The sequence below is a fragment of the Sinorhizobium terangae genome, from assembly GCF_009601505.1.
In the GTDB taxonomy this organism is placed as follows: domain Bacteria; phylum Pseudomonadota; class Alphaproteobacteria; order Rhizobiales; family Rhizobiaceae; genus Sinorhizobium; species Sinorhizobium terangae.
In genome coordinates, this window is sequence record NZ_WITC01000008.1 from 24,188 (window position 1) to 43,093 (window position 18,906).

Consider the following 18,906-nt stretch of genomic DNA (forward strand, 5'->3'; position numbering starts at 1 on the left):
GTCCTTGAATCATGCTTTCGCCGTACTTATCTTCTAGCCTCGTGGGGTCTTGATGAAGACCCACATGTCCGGTCTGCCGTCCCGGAGACCGGAGACGCAAAAAGGGGGTGCTTCATGGCCCGCAATACTTTGCCGACCATTACCGCTGGAGAGGGCGGTCTCAACCGTTATCTCGACGAAATCCGCAAATTTCCGATGCTCGAACCGCAGGAAGAGTACATGCTCGCCAAGCGGTACCAGGAGCATGACGACCGCAACGCTGCGCACAAGCTGGTAACGAGCCATCTTCGCCTCGTCGCCAAGATCGCGATGGGATACCGCGGCTATGGTCTGCCGATCGGCGAAGTCGTATCGGAAGGCAACGTCGGCCTGATGCAGGCCGTCAAGAAATTCGAGCCCGATCGCGGCTTCCGGCTCGCGACCTACGCGATGTGGTGGATCAAGGCAGCGATCCAGGAATACATCCTGCGCTCCTGGTCGCTCGTCAAGATGGGCACGACCGCCAACCAGAAACGGCTGTTCTTCAACCTCCGGCGGCTCAAAGGCCGCATCCAGGCACTCGACGAGGGCGACCTCAAGCCCGAGCAGGTGAAGGAAATCGCGACGACACTGAAGGTCAGCGAGGACGAGGTCGTTTCCATGAACCGCCGCCTCTCGGGCGATGCCTCGCTGAACGCGCCGATCAAGGCAAGCGAGGGCGATTCCGGACAGTGGCAGGATTGGCTTGTCGACGACCACGACAACCAGGAAGAGATCCTGATCGAACAGGACGAACTCGACAATCGCCGGGCCCTGCTCGCCAGCGCCATGAAGGTGCTGAACGATCGCGAGCGTCGGATCTTCGAGGCCCGCCGCTTGGCCGAGGACCCGGTAACGCTGGAAGATCTCTCGACCGAGTTCGACATCAGCCGCGAACGCGTCCGGCAGATCGAAGTCCGGGCGTTCGAGAAAGTGCAGGATGCCGTCCGCAAGGCGGCGCTGGAGCGCTCCAGCGCCTTGCGCGTCGTTGAAGGCGCGTAAAGGGTTAAGCTTCCGCGCGACGCGGGAACAAACGAAAATCCCGGCCAGGTTGCCCCGCCGGGATTTTTTGCATCGGTGTCTCGTTACCCGCTACTGGCTGCTTGCGGCCGTGTTGCCGAGCGTACCCCACGCCTGCATAGCCTTGTTGAAGGCTTCGACGCCGGCCGCACCTTTTTCCAGCGTCAGCAGGGCACGGCGACCGTTCCGGTAGGTAATCGGAATATCGATCCAGCTTCGGCTGCGCAGCAGTTCCGTATTGTTGCTGACCGCTTCGGCGAAGTCGTTGAGTGCGATCATGTGGAAATCGTCGGTGATCTTCGCCGGGACGGCGATCAGCGGATCGCCACGGTCCTGCTCGGTGCGCTTCATCGAAACGCGCTGGACACCGTCGATGGCACCGCCCTCGAAGTTCTCCGGAAGTGAGAACACGAATTCGATCACATGGCTTGCCGGCAGAGACGGGTCGGCATTGCGCTTGATCGTCATCAGCGCGGTAAAGCCTCGATCGGGAACGGTGATCTGCGCCTGGATGGCGGGCTCGGGTTTCGCGTCGCCGCCCGGCGACTCATCCTTGATCGACCAGGCGACGGTGCCCGGGATCGCTGTCGGCGACGACTGGCCGAGACGCTCCTCGTAAAGGAACATCTTCTCCCCATCTGCGACGGAAACCTCCGCCTGAGGCGCCGGCCCTGCATTCTGGCCCTGTGCTGCGTTCTGACCCTGTGCTGCGTTCTGGCCCTGTGCCGTTGCCGCGGCTTGCTCTCCCGCCGGCGGCTGTGGTGCGGTGCCGCCAGGTTGCACATGCCCTGCCTCCGTCTGGGGAGCGACGGACTTGCCTTCCTGGGCAACTTCCGTGCCGTTCACCCCTGCCGGACCATCGTCCACTTCAGACCCGTCGGCAAGCAGCCGCTGGGTGAACTTGGTGGAACTGTCCTGCGGCTGCGCCGTTTGGTCAGGCGCACCAGATTGTCCGCTTGATTGACCGGTAGGCGCGGTCTCACCCGCCGGTGTTTCAGTGCCCTCCGGCGCTGCGGGCATAACCTTCGCAATCAGCCCCGAAAGCCAGGCGTTGCCCGCCTCCCGGTTCTGCCAATAGGCGTAACCGCCACCACCGAGGAGAAGCGCAATAACGGCGCCGATCGCCAGACGCTTGAAGTTGAACCGGGAAGGCTTCGGTGTCGCGCGGTAGGACGCCGGCCGTGCCGGCGCGGAAATCGGAGGCTGCTCGCGGCCGTTCTCCTTGGCCGCTCCGTTCGCTACCGCGGCCCCGTTGCTCTCGCCAAAGCCAAGCAGGTCGTCGATATGGTCCCAGGCCGTGCTGGCACGTTCTTCCTGGCTCGCGGGCACAGGCGCTTTTTCCACCGGCCACGACCATTCGGAAATATCGTCGTCGGCAGGCTTATCCTTTCTGCCTTCCGTTGTGACCGCGAAAGGATCACCTTCGTCGAAGGACCAGGAGCGCGACGGTTCCGCCTCCTTGGCATGTTGTGCCGGCTCGACCTCCTCCGGTTCCACCGGATGAATGCCCAAAAGCTCGGGTGTCGACGAAGACGTGTCCTCGGGCGCCACCTGCGCGTCGGCGGCCTTCGTGGCTGGAGTCGTATCCTCCCACTCTGGCAAAGCCCATTCGGACGTGGCCGATTTCTTCGTCCCCTCCTCGCTCGACGGGGGCTCGGATTCCACCGGCTCCATATGGTCGGGCTGCTCGCCGTGGCGTTCGTCTGCGTGCCGTTCGGGTTCCCGGATATGATCAACCGCCGGCGCCTGCTCGACTTCATGTTCGCGCGCGGCCGGCTGCTCTTCTGTCGAAGAAGGCCATTGCGCCGCTGCTCCCTCAGCAGGCTCTTCGGCCTCTGCCTCACGCGCCGTCTCGGATGGAACGCCGTCGTTATAGGCGGCGTCCTGCGCGACGTGCGGCTGCTCGTCCATAGCCTCGGCGGTAACCGAAGGTGGCGACACCGGTTCCTCGACGCTCGGCCCCTCGCTTGCAGGTTCCTCGAGCTCCTCTTCCGACGGTGCCTGTTCCGGTTCTGGAGCGGCGCTCGCGGCAGTCTCGGGCTCGACAGGGGCATGCGGCTCTTGTGCGACCGGCGTTTCAGCTACGCCAGGCTCGACCGCATCGACTTCCTCGACCGCGGGGAGCGCTTCAACGTGTTCGCTTTCGACCTCGCCGATCGCCTGTTCGAGCTTGTTCAGCTGGCGATTGATCATGTCGTCCGACGGCCGCGGGTTCATGTTTTCGAGTTGCCGGCGCACAGCACTGCGCGCCTTCTCGTAAACCTTGCCTCGCATTTCCGGTGTGTTTTCCGACAGGCCGTCAACGGTCCTGCGAATAACTGCAACAAAATCTGCCATCAGAACTTTCTCATACTCCCAGGCGTGCGCCCGCAATCACGACGCCACTGTCGTTGCGGGACACTAGTCCTCAAAAGGATCCGTCACAAGTATTGTGTCGTCGCGTTCCGGGCTCGTCGAAAGAAGTGCAACCGGTGCGCCGATCAGTTCCTCGACCTGGCGAACATACTTGATCGCCTGTGCCGGAAGATCGGCCCAACTGCGGGCACCAACCGTCGATTCCTTCCAGCCTTCAAGCGTAATGTAGACTGGCTTTACCGAAGCTTGCTGCGCCTGACTTGCCGGAAGGTGGTCGATCTCTTGTCCGTCCAGAGTATAACCGACGCAAATCTTCAACTCGTCGAGGCCATCGAGCACGTCGAGCTTGGTGAGCGCAATGCCGGTGATGCCGTTGGCGGCAACCGACTGACGCACGAGCGTGGCGTCGAACCAGCCGCAGCGGCGCTTGCGCCCTGTGACGGTCCCGAATTCATGGCCGCGTTCGCCGAGGAACTGGCCGACCTCATCGTTAAGCTCGGTCGGAAACGGCCCTTCGCCGACGCGCGTCGTATAGGCCTTGGTGATGCCGAGGATATAGCCGAGCGATCCCGGACCCATGCCGGAACCGGCAGCGGCCTGGCCGGCAACCGTGTTGGACGAGGTGACGAAGGGGTAGGTGCCGTGATCGATATCGAGCAGCGTGCCCTGAGCACCCTCGAAAAGGATACGCGCGCCCTTGCGGCGTTCCTTGTCGAGGAGCAGCCAGACCGTGTCCATGAACGGCAGCACCCGCGCTGCGACGGAGGAGAGTTCGTCCATGATCGCCTGATGGCTGATCTCCGCTTCGCCCAGCCCGCGGCGCAGTGCGTTGTGGTGCGTCAGCAACCGATCGACCTTCGCCGGCAGGGTATCGAGATCGGCAAGGTCCATGACGCGGATGGCGCGGCGACCGACCTTGTCTTCGTAGGCCGGGCCGATGCCGCGGCGTGTCGTGCCGATCTTGGTGCCGCTGTTCGAGGCGGCATCCTCACGGAATCCGTCGAGCTCGCGGTGCAGCGACAGAATGAGCGTCGCATTGTCGGCGATGCGCAGATTGTCGGGCGTGACCTTCACGCCCTGCTTGGCGAGCTTGTCCATTTCCGCAATCAGCGCATGGGGGTCGATCACGACGCCGTTGCCGATGACGGCGAGCTTGCCGGGACGAACGACGCCGGAGGGAAGCAGCGACAGCTTATAGCTGACGCCGTCGATCACCAGGGTATGGCCGGCATTGTGGCCGCCCTGGAATCGCACGACGATGTCCGCGCGCTCCGAGAGCCAGTCCACGATCTTGCCTTTGCCTTCGTCGCCCCACTGGGACCCGACCACCACGACATTCGTCATAATTTTCTTCCTGTTCGCACGCGCAGAAGGGATTGCGCCATCCTGAAACCCGCGCATCTATACTGTGTTGTCCTGCGGAAAGCGACCCCGTTGTGACCCGCGCGGCGCCCTTTTTGCATGACAAGCGATGGATTTAGCGCCTATATCTCTGCTGCTCTCCCGCCTCTCCGGCACTCCATTTCCCGTCCCACATGGATCGCAGCATCGTGAACGCCAGGGCTTATTTCTATCTCGCAATAACTTCGCTTTTTTGGGGCGGCAATTCAGTCGCAGGCAAAATGGCCGTCGGACACGTCAGCCCGATGATGCTGACGACACTGCGCTGGATGGTCGCGCTTGCCGTCATCCTGGCATTGATGACGCCGCAGATCCGTCGCGACTGGGACAAGATCCGTGAGCACTGGCTGCAATTGTTTGCCTATGGTGCCGTCGGCTTCACGATGTTCAATGCGTTCCTCTATTCCGCGGTGAAATATACGAGCGCTATCAACGCAGTGATCCTGCAGGCCGGCATTCCGATGCTGATCTTCCTCTTCAACTTCGCCCTCTTCCGGACGAAAGCTTCAGTCGCGCAGGTCATCGGCTTCACCGTGACGCTGATCGGCGTCCTGATCACCGCCGCGCATGGCGACCTCGCGAGCCTCTTGCAGTTGCAGTTCAATTTCGGCGACGCACTGATGATCCTCGCCTGTATCGTTTATGCCGCCTATACCGTCGCGCTGCGCTGGAAGCCGAACATGCACTGGCAGAGCTTCATCGCGGCACCGGCCTTCGGGGCGCTGGTGAGCGCCGTCCCGCTCCTCATCTGGGAATTCTCAGACGGCAACGCGATCGTGCCCGATGCCAGCGGCTGGGCGATCGTGGTCTATGCCGCGATCTTCCCGTCGCTGATGTCGCAGGTTCTATACGTGCGTGGCGTGGAGATGATCGGCGCCAATCGCGCCGGCCTGTTCATCAACGCCATCCCGGTGTTCGGAACGCTTCTATCCGTGCTTCTTGTGGGCGAGACGTTTCATCCCTTTCACCTGGTAGCATTGCTGCTGGTGCTTGGCGGCATTGCCATCGCGGAACGCGGCCGCCCCAAACTGCCGCGATGACAGGAACGGCGCCGGCAAGGCCGTTGCCCGCCTCCACATAAAAATGCGATAGCGCCGCACATCTGAAAGACGTGCGGCGCTGTGACCGAGTTCCGGAATGCTTCCGTTTAATCGATATTGAACACCAGTTGCTTCGCCTGGCGGATTGCCGCGTTGGCACGCAGCTTGTCGAGCACCGTCTCGGAGACCGGACCGTCGACATAAAGCAGAGCGATGGCGTCGCCGCCTTCCTTCTCACGGCCGAGCTGGAAGTTGGCGATGTTGACACCAGCGTCGCCAAGCGTCGTGCCGATGAAGCCGATCATGCCCGGGACATCCGTGTTGGTCAGATAGACCATGTGCTTGCCGACATCGGCGTCGAGATTGATGCCCTTGATCTGGATGAAGCGCGGCTTGCCGTCGGAGAAGACCGTGCCTGCGACCGAACGGGTCTGGTTCGCCGTCGTCACCGTCAGCTTGATATAGCCGTCGAAGACACCGGACTTGTCGCGCTTCACTTCGGAAAGGATCACGCCCTTTTCCTTGATCATGACCGGCGCGGAAACCATGTTGACGTCGGCTACCTGCGGCCGGATCAGGCCGGCGAGAACCGCGCTCGTCAGTGCCTTGGTGTTCATGCCCGCCGTGGAGCCGTCATAGAGGATTTCGATTTCCTTGATCGCGCTTTCCGTGACCTGGCCGACGAAGGCGCCGAGAACGTCGGCGAGCCGGATGAAGGGCTTCAGGATCGGCGCTTCCTCCGCCGTGATCGACGGCATGTTGATCGCGTTCGAGACGGCGCCATTGACCAGGTAGTCGGCCATCTGCTCGGCAACCTGCAACGCCACGTTCTCCTGCGCTTCCGTCGTGGAGGCACCGAGATGCGGCGTGCAGACGACGTTCGGCAGACCGAAGAGCGGGCTTTCGGTGGCGGGCTCTACCTCGAAGACGTCGAAGCCGGCGCCGGCGACATGGCCGGACTTCAACGCCTCCGCAAGCGCGCTTTCGACGACGAGGCCGCCGCGCGCGCAGTTGATGATGCGCACGCCCGGCTTCATCTTGGCGATTGCTTCTGCATCGATGATGCTACGGGTCTTGTCGGTCAGCGGCACGTGCAGGGTGATGAAATCCGCTCGCGCAAAAAGCTCGTCGAGCTCGACCTTGACGACGCCCATCTCCTCGGCGCGCTCCTTCGACAGGAACGGATCATAGGCAATGACGTGCATCTTCAGGCCGATGGCGCGGGCGCAGACGATCGAGCCGATATTGCCGGCGCCGATGACGCCCAGCACCTTGCCGGTAATCTCGACGCCCATGAACTTCGATTTTTCCCACTTGCCGGCCTGGGTGGAACCGTCGGCTGCGGGAAGTTGCCGGGCGACGGCAAACATCAGCGCGATCGCATGCTCGGCCGTGGTGATCGAGTTGCCGAAGGGCGTGTTCATGACGATGATACCGCGACGCGACGCAGCCGGGATGTCGACATTGTCCACGCCGATGCCGGCACGGCCGACGACCTTGAGATTGGTGGCGGCAGCGATCAGCTTCTCCGTCACCTTGGTGGCGGAGCGGATGGCGAGACCGTCGTAGTTGCCGATGATCTCGGCGAGCTTTTCCTTGTCCTTGCCGAGCTTCGGCTGGAAATCCACTTCGACGCCGCGGTCGCGGAAGATCTGGACGGCGGTTTCCGACAGTTCATCGGATACGAGAACGCGAGGTGCCATGAGAGGCCTCCTTAAGGATCAGTTCTGAAAGGGATGCGGGATTGGCTTCGCTCGTCTGCGAGCGAAGCTTATCGCTTGGATCAGGCGGCGGCCTGCGACAGCGTCGCCTTCTGGGTCTCGAAAGCCCAGGTGAGCCACGGCATCAGCGCTTCCATGTCGGAAGTTTCGATAGTGGCACCAGCCCAGATCCGCAGACCGGAGGGGGCATCGCGATAGTGGCCGACATCGTGGGCCACACCTTCCTTTTCGAGCAGGGCAACGACGCCCTTCGCGAAAGCGGCCTGGCCGTCGGCATCAAGGGCCAATACGTCCTTGTCGACGATCTTGAGGCAGACAGAGGTGTTGGAGCGGGTTTCCGCCTTGATCGCCAGGTTTGCAATCCAGGCATTTGCGTCGACGAACCGATGGATCGCGTCGGCGTTGGCGTCTGCCCTGGCGATCAGTCCCTTGAGGCCGCCAACCGACTTCGCCCAAAGGAGCGCGTCGATATAGTCTTCGACGCAGAGCATCGACGGCGTGTTGATTGTTTCGCCGGCAAAGATGCCCTCGATCAGCTTGCCGCCGCTGGTCAGGCGGAAGATCTTCGGCAACGGCCACGCCGGTGCATAGGTCAGCAGCCGTTCGACTGCGCGCGGCGAAAGGATGAGGATGCCGTGCGCCCCCTCACCGCCGAGCACCTTCTGCCAGGAGAAGGTGACGACGTCGAGCTTGGCGAAATCGAGCTCCTGAGCAAAGGCGGCGGAGGTCGCGTCGCAGATCGTCAGGCCCTTGCGGTCCGCGGGGATGAATTCGGCATTCGGCACGCGCACGCCCGAGGTCGTGCCGTTCCAGGTGAAGACGACATCGCGGTCGAAATCGACCTTGGCGAGATCCGGCAGTTCGCCATAGCCTGCTTCGAACTTGCGAACGTCGGGAAGCTTCAGCTGCTTGACCACGTCGGTCACCCAACCGGCACCGAAGCTTTCCCAGGCAAGCATATCGACGCCACGGGCGCCGAGCAGCGACCAGAGCGCCATTTCCACGGCGCCGGTATCGGAGGCGGGCACGATACCGATGCGGTAGTCGGCCGGCACTTCAAGAATTTCACGGGTAAGGTCAATGGCCTGTTTGAGCTTCGTCTTGCCGATCTTCGCCCGGTGCGAGCGACCGAGTGCGGCATCGGAGAGAGCGTCGAGCGTCCAACCAGGGCGCTTTGCGCAGGGGCCAGAAGAAAAATGGGTATTTGCCGGACGCACGTCCGGCTTGGCAGGCTTCGTCATAATGCTATCCTCTCAGATAGAAGCCCCTCGTTGGGGAGGGGTGTCCCGCCGTCGGGAATATTGTGGGTCCGAGAGGAAGTCAAGCGGCTTGCGTCGCTTTTGAAAAAATATTCGGCGTTCTGGGCAAAGTGCAAAAACCGTCGGTGCGACTGCCGAACGGTCGTCACCAGAGCGAGAAGCGCAGGCCCGCGCGGATCTCATGGCGTGAAAGGCCGTCGTCGTGGCCCTTGGCGCCGCGGGCGCCGGCAAGTGCCTCCGCCCCGAAGTTGAACATATCTCCATCCGCTATGCGGGAATAACGATAGCCGAGATCGAGTTTCAGCCGGTCGGTGATGTCATAGGAGACACCGGCCATGAGCGCATAGGTGAAGCGCCAGCTATCCTCTCCCTCATAGGACGTTCCGCCAGCGCCACCGGCGCAGACGCCGCCGCCAGGGATGCAGGTCGCGGTCTCGCGAACTGTGTTCCAGTTGATGTTGGTGGCACCGATGCCGGCGCCGATATACGGCGTAAATCCGGCGAGCGTCGCCAGGTCGACATAACCGTTCGCCATGAGGCCGAGCGCGGAAAAATTGGCGTCATGCGAAAAAGCACATGACGTTCCGGCGCCCTGGCCCGCGCAGGGAGCGGCTGACAGCGACGAGCCGTCGAACCGCCCCTCGAAATATTCCGCTGTTACGTCTGCACGCACGATATCGTTGAACCGATAGCCAATGCCGATCGTCCCCGAGATCGGCTTGTCGAAGCGGGCATTGTCGAACGGGACGTTGTCGTAGGTGCCCGTTCCAGCGTCGAAAGTGCGATAGGACGGATCGCCCTCGTCGCGCCATGGCGCATAGCCGATGTCGCCGCGCAAATAGACACCACCGACATCGTTTGCTTCGGGGGAAATGGTGATCTCCGGCGCGTCAAGCAATTCATCGTCTGCTGCATGTGCCGCACCGGACGCCAGCAGTCCAGCGCCCAGACCAGCGCCAAGTGCGATCCCGCAGATCCCGTGCCGCCAGTCCATCCGTATGCCCTTTCGTCAATGCCGTCGGACCGACCTTCGTGGTGGCCGGACCTGCGTTAACTATTGGCAGGGACAAGTTAACCAGCGGTTAAGCATGTTGTTTGACGAAAAATTTAGGAAACCAGCATTGTGAAGGCTGGAGCGTTAGGAGGACGATTGCCGCAAAAGTATCTGGAGGGCCGGTTCGAGTGAATCACCGGCCGGCATGCGAAGCGCGCGCTGCCAAGTCTCGCGCATAGGAAAGCATATCGGTCCGCCGCGATGCGGTTCGCACGAGCAAACCGCCTTCGCCCACGATCGCCCTTGCTTCTGTGAAGAAGCGACACCCCTCTCTTTCGATTCCGGTAATCACTTCCGCGACGTCGCCGTCGGCCGCTTTTCGCGATATCGCGCCCACTTTCCCGAATATGGTCGTGCAGAAGGCCTTGTCCCGAGCCGTGGCGACACCGGCGTCATTGAAGAAAAAGATCGCCTGAACGAGATTGTCGCGATCCGGCCCAACGGCCGCGTATGGCTTTCCCCAGTATCTCGCAATCGTCTTCTTCCATTCGTCTGAAGCGAGGCGATCCTTCGGCAGATGAGAGAATTTGACGTCGCGTATAATGCTGTAGACGGTACCACCCGACAGGGGCGAGGTAAAATCGAGCCGATAGACATCGGCAATCGGCGACTGCCCGCGCGACTCCAGCGTTATCGATTCGGTAAAGGTTGCGGATGCCGCGTCCTGCTTCGCTTTTAGCCCTTCGCGATTTTCCGTCTTCTGCCAGTGCGCATATTTCCGCGAAATGATCGCTTCGACCTCTGACCGGGTCATTCCGATTTCAAAATCATGCCAGGGGAGGAAGCGTTGCGCGACGACGTCGCTCGGGTCGGCCAAAGCGAACTTCGGGGCCTATCCGGCATGGGCGAGTGTGGCGAAGAGGAAAAAGAAGCAGGTCGCGAGCGTCTTCATCTGTCCGTGCTTTAACCGCAATCGAAAGGGGCCGCGTGGCGGCCCCGAAAACGAAGGTGTGGCCATGCGCCCCGCGTTATTGCAGCGCGTAGCGCATACCCAATTTGAAGTCGTGCGAGGTGATGTGGTCGAAATTCATCGGGCCCTCGTTCACGGTATTGTCGTAGCTTCGGATTCTGCCAGTCTTGGCATCGCCGAGGTCGACGTAGCTGTAGCCGAAATCGATCGCCAGCCGCTCGGTCGCCTGGTACGCGACGCCGGCATGAAGGGCCCAGGCAAAGTTCCAGGTGGATTCGTCTCCGGCATAGGCAACGCCCTGGGTCGGCACGTTGACGTCGCGGAACCGCGAGATCGTGTTGCGCGACGCACCAATGCCCGCGCCGACATAGGGCTTTACGCCGTACCAGTCGCCGATATCGACATAGGCGTTGGCCATCAGCAGCCATTCCGACTTGGCGCCATCGTAATCATTCGTCGCATCCCAGACAGGACCGCCCGGTGTGGTATGGCCATAGCGGTCGAGCGCCGAATAGTCGGCCTTGCCGCGATATTCGACGATGCCGTCGAGGCGCAGCCAGTCGTTGAACTGATAGCCGACACCGACGCCCGCGAGCGGTGCACTGTCGAAGCTTCCCTCATCGAGGAACTCGTGAAGTTCGACCTGGTCCATCAACGGGTGGTGCATGCTGCCAAGCTTCTGGTTGCTCATGCCGAGATGGCCGCGCAGATACCAGCCGCCCGGCACCACAACCGGCGCAGGATCTTCGACGTAAAGGTCGGCAGCAAAAGCTGGAGCGCCGCCCACCAATGCGGCAATGCATGCAATCAGAGGTCTCTTCATAATATGCCCCGCGAATGTTCTGACCCGCGCCGCGTTGCCTCGGCCGGATACTGCAACTGATGTTGCGTCAGAAATCGCATGCGGGGGTTAATATCGGATTAAGCATAGAAATTTACTATGTTTTTTAACAGTTGCTGATGTTCCTCGACCCTGAACCGATGCCTCGTGACAATAAAAAAGCCGGCAATCGGTGCCGGCCTTTCCAAGCTGTTCAGCGTTGCTGATCATTACTGTTTGTTGAAACAGTGAATGCTTTAATTCCTTGATACTACTTTCTGGAGTAGCTTGAAGGTCAAGCCGCGCTGCGGACACTGCCGATCACGTTGACGAGTTCATCGACGATGCGCTCGACCTGGCTGCGGTCGTCGCCTTCCGCCATGACTCGGATCAGCGGTTCCGTTCCAGACGGACGGATCAGCAGGCGGCCATTCTTGGCAAGACCCGCTTCGGCGTCGGCGATGGCCTGCTGCACGGACGGATGCTCGAGCGGCTTGCCCGCCGACACGCGAACATTCTTCAGGATCTGCGGTACGGGCTCGAAGCGATGGCACACCTCGCTGACCGACTTGCCCTGCCGCTTGACCACCGCGAGAATCTGCAGCGCAGCCACCAGACCGTCGCCGGTCGTCCCGAAATCGGAGAGCACGATGTGGCCGGACTGTTCGCCACCCACGTTCAGGCCATCCTGGCGCATCTGCTCGACGACATAGCGGTCGCCGACCTTGGTGCGGTGCAGTCCGATGCCCCTGCCCTTGAGATAGCGTTCGAGGCCGAGATTCGACATCACCGTCGCGGCTATGGCGCCACCCTTCAGCATCCCGTCCGCAGCCCAGCTGTCGGCGATCACCGCCATGAGTTGGTCGCCATCGACGACGGTTCCGTTTTCGTCAATGATCAGGACGCGGTCCGCGTCGCCGTCGAGTGCGATGCCGATATCGGCCCTGACTTCGTGAACCTTCTTCGACAGGGCGGCCGGGTGCGTCGAGCCGCATTCGAGATTGATGTTGACGCCGTTCGGCTCCGTCCCGATCGTCACCACTTCGGCGCCGAGCTCCCAGAGCGCGGACGGGGCAACCTTGTAGGCGGCGCCGTTGGCGCAGTCGATGGCAATACGCAGTCCCTTCAGCGTGACGTCGCGCGGCAGCGTCCGCTTCGCCTGTTCGATATAGCGGTAGATGTCGCCATCGACGCGCTTGGCCCGGCCGATATCCTCGGGCTTGGCAAGCTGGCCGGACATATCCTGGTCGATGAGTTCCTCGATCTTTTCCTCGATGTCGTCGGAAAGCTTGTAGCCATCGGGTCCGAAGAGCTTGATGCCGTTGTCACGGAATGGATTGTGCGAGGCCGAGATCATCACGCCGATATCGGCGCGCAACGATCGCGTCAGCATGGCGACGCCTGGCGTCGGGATCGGTCCGAGCAGGAAGACGTCGAGTCCGGCGGCGGTGAAGCCGGCGACCATTGCGTTTTCGAGCATATAACCGGAAAGGCGCGTGTCCTTGCCGATCACGACACGGTGGCGGTGCGCTCCATTACGGAAGATCGTTCCGACAGCGATGCCGACACGCATGGCGAGGTCTGGCGTCATCGGGAAAATATTGGACTGGCCGCGAATGCCGTCAGTGCCGAAATATTTACGCTTCATAAGAACTCCATGGTCCTGGTTCGGCAGGATCGACTTTACCGGCCGCGTCTGTCTGCGTGTTCCGCGATTGGGTTTCATATCGCCGGACCTCGTATCCAGAGTTGACGCCCTACAACGCCGCGCGTCCAATCAGACGCGCCAAGGTCGCTGTAGCACTGTGAACTGCTGCATGATGCATCGTGCAGTAGCGGCTCCCTCTATTGCTGCTGCCCGCTCGCGTCCAGCGCAGATCAGGCATATTTGATTCATCTTTGGCATAAAACCGCAGCAAACGGCAGCAATCCTATCATCAGAAATCATTACATCGCGTTACCAAGCGCGCGAAAGACACTTTGGACGAATATGCCCAACAAAAAGCCGCCGCTCCTTTCGGCGCGGCGGCCTCTGATTTCCTTTCCGACCACTCTTATTGCGGCTGCGGTTCGAAGCCGCCTTCCGGCTCCTCGCCCTTGGCACCGGCTTCCTTCTTCGTGCCGGCGGAAGGGACGGCCGAGCCACGATGCGGAGGCGTGTCGTCTCCAAGGTCGCGTGCAGGCTTCTCGCCGCGGATCAGCGCCTTGATTTCGTCGCCGGTCAGAGTTTCGTATTCCAGCAGGCCTTCGGCGAGGGCTACGAATTCGTGGTTCTTCTCCGTCAGGATGTGACGCGCCGTTCCGTAAGCGTCGTCGATCAGCCGGCGGATCTCATTGTCGATCTTCTGTGCGGTCGCTTCCGAAACGTTCTTCTGCTGCGCGACGGAGTGACCGAGGAAGACCTCCTGCTGGTTCTCGCCATAGGCGACCTGTCCGAGCTGATCGGAGAAGCCCCATTGTGTCACCATCGCACGTGCAAGCTTCGTCGCCTGCTCGATGTCGGAGGACGCGCCGGAGGTGATGTTCTCCTTGCCGAAGGTCAGTTCCTCGGCAACGCGACCGCCCATCATGATGGCGAGACGCGAGATCATCCACTTGTAGCTCATCGAGTAGCGGTCGCCCTCGGGCAACTGCATCACCATGCCGAGCGCGCGGCCGCGCGGAATGATGGTCGCCTTGTGCAGCGGATCGGCGGTCGGAACGTTAAGCGCAACGATCGCGTGGCCGGCCTCGTGATAGGCGGTCAGCTTCTTCTCGGCCTCGGTCATGGCGGAGGAGCGACGCTCCGCACCCATCATGATCTTGTCCTTGGCGTCCTCGAATTCCTGCATGGTGACAAGGCGCTTGTTGCGCCGCGCCGCCATCAGCGCAGCCTCGTTGACCAGGTTCATCAGGTCCGCGCCGGAGAAGCCCGGCGTGCCGCGCGCCAGGACCTTGAGGTCGACATTCGGTGCCAGCGGCACGTTGCGGACATGCACCTTGAGGATCCGTTCGCGACCGTTGATGTCCGGGTTCGGCACGACGACCTGGCGGTCGAAGCGGCCCGGGCGCAACAGCGCCGGGTCAAGCACGTCGGGACGGTTGGTCGCGGCGATCAGGATGATCCCCTCATTGGCTTCGAAGCCGTCCATTTCGACGAGCAACTGGTTCAGCGTCTGCTCGCGCTCGTCGTTGCCGCCGCCAAGGCCGGCACCGCGGTGACGGCCGACGGCATCGATCTCGTCGATGAAGATGATGCACGGGGCGTTCTTCTTCGCCTGCTCGAACATGTCGCGGACGCGCGACGCACCGACACCGACGAACATTTCGACGAAGTCGGAGCCGGAGATCGTGAAGAAGGGCACGTTCGCTTCGCCGGCAACCGAGCGGGCAAGCAGCGTCTTACCGGTGCCGGGGGGGCCGACCAGCAGCACGCCGCGCGGGATGCGCCCGCCGAGGCGCTGGAATTTCTGCGGATCGCGCAGGAATTCGACGATTTCCTCGAGGTCCTGCTTGGCCTCGTCGACGCCGGCGACATCGTCAAACGTGACACGGCCATGCGCCTCGGTCAGGAGCTTGGCTTTGGACTTGCCAAAGCCCATGGCCCCACGAGAGCCGCCTTGCATCTGCCGCATGAAGAACAGCCAGACGCCGAGGATCAACAGCATCGGCAGCAGCGTGCCGATATAGCTCAGGAAGCCCGACGATCCGTCGGTTTCCGGACGCACGGTGACCGTAACGTCCTTGGCTTCCAGCCGTTCGGTCAAAGCGGTATCGACGGAAGGCGCATAGGTCTGGAAGGTGGCGCCGCTTTCGGAGTAGCTGCCGATCACCTTCGAGCCGGTGATCACGACTTCCTTGACGCGGCTGGCGTCGACGTCCTTCAGAAACTGCGAGAATGGAATTTCGCGTGAACCGGCGCGCTCCGTCGGCTGCTGGAACATGCTGAACAGCGCAATCAGGAGAAGCGCTATGATTGCCCAGAGGGCAAAATTACGAAAATTAGGGTTCATCGAACTCCCCGGAACCTGTCGCAGCTCGGAGATTTCTCCGAGCTACAGTCTTGTTCCTTAACATAAGGTTCTGGCGTCGCCTTGCCAAGGCAAACCGCCAGGTCCCTCTCCATTTCTGTCAAAATCATCGAATACCGGCGGAGCGGGGTAAGGTTCGCGCCCGAAAAGCATCGCGACCGCATTCGCCATAGTCCGGTCAAAACCGGGCAAAAAGGTGTCGTAAAGGGCAATGCGGCATTCGACTTTAGCCTGGACCAAGCCGGCGGCATCGGCTGGCGCTGGAGCGATGTGTGGCGCTGCACGGGCGGCTCGTTTGGCGATGCCGGGGAGCAGACCGGCATCAATAAGCCTTTGATCCCATTGACTATCCCGGTGCGAGGCAGTCACTATCACCGGGTAGCGCCCGCCGTTCGTCACGCTGAAGCGCCCGTCCCATACGTTCGCTTCGCCGGGACCGACAACGCAATCGGACAGGCTGCGCGCCTCACGGTAGAGATAGAGACCGTTTGGACGCCGGTCGTAGACAACGCCTCCCGCCGTCATGCGTCCCGCGATGCCCGCTTGCACAAAGCCGGCTATGCGCTCGATCGTCGCATGCCCCGGCAAATGATTGCGGCCGCCGAGAACTGCGGCGACGGACAAAAGCGCGCGACGCCAATCGGTATCGCTCATGTTTCCCGCCTGTGCCGCCGCAACCTCAGCCACGACAGTCTCGTGCACGCGGACATGACGTTCGATCAAGGCGGCTGCCCGCGCCGATGACGCGGCCCTTTGCGCGGCGCTCCATGGGGCAACGGGCGCCTCTTGCGAAGCTTTGAGTTCGGTCCGCACACGAACACGCTCGAACAGCGGATTGGCGTTGCTCGGATCATCGAGCCATTCGACACCCCGCGCGGTGAGGAATGCCCGTATGTCGGCACGGCTTAGGCCAAGGAATGGCCTCAACACCCAGATGCGGCGCCCGTATAGCACGGCGCTCGCCATGCCGGCGCTGCCGGGCCCCTCCCCTTCGCCGCGTGCACTGCGCATCGCGACCGTCTCGCGCTGATCATCTCGCGTGTGTGCGGTGGCGATGCAATCGGCGCCGAGCTCGGCGGCAGCATCGGCCAGCAGTTCATAGCGCTTCAGGCGTGCGGCCGCCTGGATCCCGGTTCGCGGCTTGTTGCCTTCCCAACGGCAGACACGATGGGGAATACCTAGCTCGGCGCAGAACGCTGCCACGGCTGCCGCTTCATCCGCGGATTCCGGTCTCAAGGCATGATCGATCGTGCAGGCTGCAAGCGAGAAACCGTCGCGATCCCTGTTTCCGATTACGGAGTGGAGCGCAAGAAGAAGCCCCTTGGAATCGCTGCCTCCGGAGACAGCCACGAGAATCCGGCAAGGTTTGGCGAAGGAACGCAGGAATTGTCTGGCCGCGGCTATGACGGCTCCGGGCACGCCGCGGGCCTCAGCAGCCAAAGCGGCTCTGTTCGCTCGACACCTTGGCCTTCACGGCGGGCGAAGCCTTGGGGTAGCGCTTGTTCACCTCGCGCAGCGTGGCGCAAGCGGTTTCCTTGTTGTCGAGAGCGCCAAGCGACATTCCGAGCTTCAGCAGCATCTCGGGCGCCCTTGGCGATTTGCCATGAGCCTGATGCGCGTTCAGGAAGGTCTTCGCTGCGTCGCTGTACTTGCCTTGCGAATATTGGGCTTCACCCATCCAGAAACTGGCATCGGCCGCCTTGTCGCCATTGGGAAAGACGTCGAGATAGTCACGGAACTCCTGTTCCGCCATGGAGTAATCGCCGGAAAGCACGTGTCCGTAGGCGGACTGGTAGAGATCTCCGGGATTGTCGAGAGAAGCGGTTTGCTGCTCGGTGCCCGGATTGGCGTTGATACCCGCACCGGCGGAGTTCGCCGTCCCGTTGTCGACGCCGGGGAGCGTGGCGTTGGCGCCAGGTTCAGCGTCCGTGGTCGCCGATATCGGATTGCCGCTCTCGTCGAAAATGATCTGCCCCAACGTCGTCGGCGGCGAAGCACCCGTCGAGCCGGGATTGGCGCCCGTTGCCGCCATGTCGTTGCCGCCGGCAGAAGGCGCCGCCGGGGTCTGGCTATCCGTCACCCCGGGGGTGACGGACGCCTGATCACTGGATTTCGGCGTTTCGAGTGCGCCGCTCTTCTTGGAAGAGGACTTGCCGTTTTCGAGATCCTGGAAGCGGAACTCGTTGTCCTCCTGGAACTTCCGGATCTGTTCCTGCATCTGCAAGAGCTGGAAGCTCATTTCCTCGATACGCCCGTTGAGCGAGCGGATCTCTTCCTCGAGTTGACCGATCCGTCCGAGGTCGGCCGACTGCACCTTCACCACCGGCAAGTTCTGTTTGCTGGCGGCATCGGCATGGGTCAAGCGGGCGAAAAGCCCGGAAAGTGGCATGGCATTTGCCGCTGGCCCGAGACCCGAGAGGGCCACAAGACCAATCAGTCCTGCCACGACAAATTTCTTCATTTCATTTGTCCTGTTCGAATACCGAATACTCCCACCCCTGCGATCACGGTCCGCGATACTCGATACTGTCGCCGATTCTAAAGGTGAGTGCCGCACAGTTTTCCAATCGCTGTGAAAAAGCAACGGAGTTCGGCCAAAGTGTGGTAAAAAAGAAAAGGCGGCCCGTGGCCGCCCCTTCAAACCTCCACATCAGTGGCCGGACGATCACATGCCGGCGCCGCCGAGAACGGTAACGGCGCGGCGGTTCTGCGACCAGCAGGAAATGTCGTCGCAGACGGCAACCGGCTTTTCCTTGCCGTAGGAAATCGTGCGCATGCGATTTGCGGGAACGCCGCGGCTGGCGAGATAGTCGCGGGTCGCCGCGGCACGGCGGGCGCCGAGCGCCAGGTTGTACTCGCGGGTGCCGCGCTCGTCGGCGTGGCCTTCGACAGTGATCGCGTAGTTCGGGTACTTCGCCAGCCACTGGGCCTGACGGTCGAGCGTCGCCTGGGCATCGGCGCGGATGGAGCTGGAATCCGTATCGAAGAAGATGCGGTCGCCGACGTTGACGGTGAAGTCCTGCTGCGAACCCGGCGTTGCAGCACCTGCGCCAAGTCCGAGGCCGGCGGCATCGTTCGGCAGGTTCTTTTTGGAAGCGCAGCCGGCAAGAGCGAGCGTCATAACGAGAGCGATCATGACAGGATTGCGGGCGATGGTCTGCATGCGGCTCGCGGCCGGGGTGTCAATTCGGCTCATGGGCCGGGTCTCCTTGGAAGTGTCTGATTCACGGTTGCCAGACTGTAACCGGAAGCGGTTAATTGCTTTTCAACTGTTATGGTTAACAAATCGATAATTTGC

13 protein-coding genes and 1 pseudogene are annotated in these 18,906 nt (G+C 61.8%); 2 read left to right on the forward strand and 12 right to left on the reverse strand.

From position 1 onward, the window contains the following. Positions 1–114 precede the first annotated feature (114 nt). Positions 115–1,020, forward strand: coding sequence for an RNA polymerase sigma factor RpoH (gene rpoH / locus GHK62_RS01125; RefSeq protein ID WP_153436529.1), 906 nt, complete (start codon positions 115–117; stop codon positions 1,018–1,020). A gap of 90 nt (positions 1,021–1,110) precedes the next feature. Here rpoH and GHK62_RS01130 read toward each other — a convergent pair whose 3' ends face one another. Further along, on the reverse strand, positions 1,111–3,375 hold the full coding sequence (locus GHK62_RS01130; RefSeq protein ID WP_153436530.1) for a hypothetical protein: 2,265 nt from the start codon (positions 3,373–3,375) through the stop codon (positions 1,111–1,113). A 63-nt stretch (positions 3,376–3,438) separates the two neighbouring features. Continuing rightward, positions 3,439–4,737, reverse strand: a complete 1,299-nt coding sequence (locus GHK62_RS01135; protein WP_153436531.1) for an adenylosuccinate synthase — start codon at positions 4,735–4,737, stop codon at positions 3,439–3,441. Between the two features lie 206 nt (positions 4,738–4,943). Here GHK62_RS01135 and GHK62_RS01140 point away from each other — a divergent pair, with 206 nt between their 5' ends. Next, on the forward strand, positions 4,944–5,834 hold the full coding sequence (locus GHK62_RS01140) for a DMT family transporter (RefSeq protein WP_184108574.1): 891 nt from the start codon (positions 4,944–4,946) through the stop codon (positions 5,832–5,834). A 107-nt stretch (positions 5,835–5,941) separates the two neighbouring features. Here GHK62_RS01140 and serA read toward each other — a convergent pair whose 3' ends face one another. The 10 genes and pseudogenes from serA to pal form a co-directional block, all read right to left on the reverse strand. Continuing rightward, entirely contained in the window at positions 5,942–7,537 is a 1,596-nt protein-coding gene (gene serA, locus GHK62_RS01145) for a phosphoglycerate dehydrogenase (RefSeq protein WP_153436533.1), read from the reverse strand. An 80-nt stretch (positions 7,538–7,617) separates the two neighbouring features. Beyond that, positions 7,618–8,796 carry a phosphoserine transaminase gene (locus GHK62_RS01150; protein ID WP_153436534.1) on the reverse strand — a complete coding sequence of 393 codons (1,179 nt, stop codon included), beginning with the start codon at positions 8,794–8,796 and terminating at the stop codon, positions 7,618–7,620. Between the two features lie 163 nt (positions 8,797–8,959). Further along, positions 8,960–9,808: an outer membrane protein gene (locus GHK62_RS01155; RefSeq protein ID WP_153436535.1), complete on the reverse strand. Its 849-nt coding sequence runs from the start codon at positions 9,806–9,808 to the stop codon at positions 8,960–8,962. Between the two features lie 193 nt (positions 9,809–10,001). Continuing rightward, positions 10,002–10,622: a hypothetical protein gene (locus GHK62_RS01160; protein ID WP_153436536.1), complete on the reverse strand. Its 621-nt coding sequence runs from the start codon at positions 10,620–10,622 to the stop codon at positions 10,002–10,004. Between the two features lie 214 nt (positions 10,623–10,836). Next, positions 10,837–11,601: an outer membrane protein gene (locus tag GHK62_RS01165; RefSeq protein WP_153436537.1), complete on the reverse strand. Its 765-nt coding sequence runs from the start codon at positions 11,599–11,601 to the stop codon at positions 10,837–10,839. A 292-nt stretch (positions 11,602–11,893) separates the two neighbouring features. Then, positions 11,894–13,246 (reverse strand): phosphoglucosamine mutase, encoded by a 1,353-nt coding sequence (gene glmM, locus GHK62_RS01170; protein WP_153436538.1) that lies wholly within the window; start codon positions 13,244–13,246, stop codon positions 11,894–11,896. Between the two features lie 406 nt (positions 13,247–13,652). After that, the gene (gene ftsH / locus GHK62_RS01175) at positions 13,653–15,590 is read right to left on the reverse strand and encodes an ATP-dependent zinc metalloprotease FtsH (protein WP_136508071.1); all 1,938 of its coding nucleotides are present in this window, start codon (positions 15,588–15,590) and stop codon (positions 13,653–13,655) included. A 104-nt stretch (positions 15,591–15,694) separates the two neighbouring features. Then, positions 15,695–17,027, reverse strand: a pseudogene (gene tilS / locus GHK62_RS01180) (tRNA lysidine(34) synthetase TilS); the annotation flags it as partial. A gap of 10 nt (positions 17,028–17,037) precedes the next feature. Further along, a complete protein-coding gene (ybgF, locus tag GHK62_RS01185; RefSeq protein WP_153436540.1) occupies positions 17,038–18,069 on the reverse strand; it encodes a tol-pal system protein YbgF in 1,032 nt (343 codons plus the stop codon). 204 nt (positions 18,070–18,273) lie between these two features. After that, positions 18,274–18,804: a peptidoglycan-associated lipoprotein Pal gene (pal, locus tag GHK62_RS01190; protein ID WP_153436541.1), complete on the reverse strand. Its 531-nt coding sequence runs from the start codon at positions 18,802–18,804 to the stop codon at positions 18,274–18,276. Positions 18,805–18,906: the final 102 nt, after the last annotated feature.

What these genes read in the sequence shown, in the direction of transcription:
- rpoH (WP_153436529.1), top strand. Translation starts at nt 115, where the DNA reads ATGGCCCGCAATACTTTGCCGACCATTACCGCTGGAGAGGGCGGTCTC.
- GHK62_RS01130 (WP_153436530.1), bottom strand. Translation starts at nt 3,375, where the DNA reads ATGGCAGATTTTGTTGCAGTTATTCGCAGGACCGTTGACGGCCTGTCG.
- GHK62_RS01135 (WP_153436531.1), bottom strand. Translation starts at nt 4,737, where the DNA reads ATGACGAATGTCGTGGTGGTCGGGTCCCAGTGGGGCGACGAAGGCAAA.
- serA (WP_153436533.1), bottom strand. Translation starts at nt 7,537, where the DNA reads ATGGCACCTCGCGTTCTCGTATCCGATGAACTGTCGGAAACCGCCGTC.
- GHK62_RS01150 (WP_153436534.1), bottom strand. Translation starts at nt 8,796, where the DNA reads ATGACGAAGCCTGCCAAGCCGGACGTGCGTCCGGCAAATACCCATTTT.
- GHK62_RS01155 (WP_153436535.1), bottom strand. Translation starts at nt 9,808, where the DNA reads ATGGACTGGCGGCACGGGATCTGCGGGATCGCACTTGGCGCTGGTCTG.
- GHK62_RS01160 (WP_153436536.1), bottom strand. Translation starts at nt 10,622, where the DNA reads ATGACCCGGTCAGAGGTCGAAGCGATCATTTCGCGGAAATATGCGCAC.
- GHK62_RS01165 (WP_153436537.1), bottom strand. Translation starts at nt 11,601, where the DNA reads ATGAAGAGACCTCTGATTGCATGCATTGCCGCATTGGTGGGCGGCGCT.
- glmM (WP_153436538.1), bottom strand. Translation starts at nt 13,246, where the DNA reads ATGAAGCGTAAATATTTCGGCACTGACGGCATTCGCGGCCAGTCCAAT.
- ftsH (WP_136508071.1), bottom strand. Translation starts at nt 15,590, where the DNA reads ATGAACCCTAATTTTCGTAATTTTGCCCTCTGGGCAATCATAGCGCTT.
- ybgF (WP_153436540.1), bottom strand. Translation starts at nt 18,069, where the DNA reads ATGAAGAAATTTGTCGTGGCAGGACTGATTGGTCTTGTGGCCCTCTCG.
- pal (WP_153436541.1), bottom strand. Translation starts at nt 18,804, where the DNA reads ATGAGCCGAATTGACACCCCGGCCGCGAGCCGCATGCAGACCATCGCC.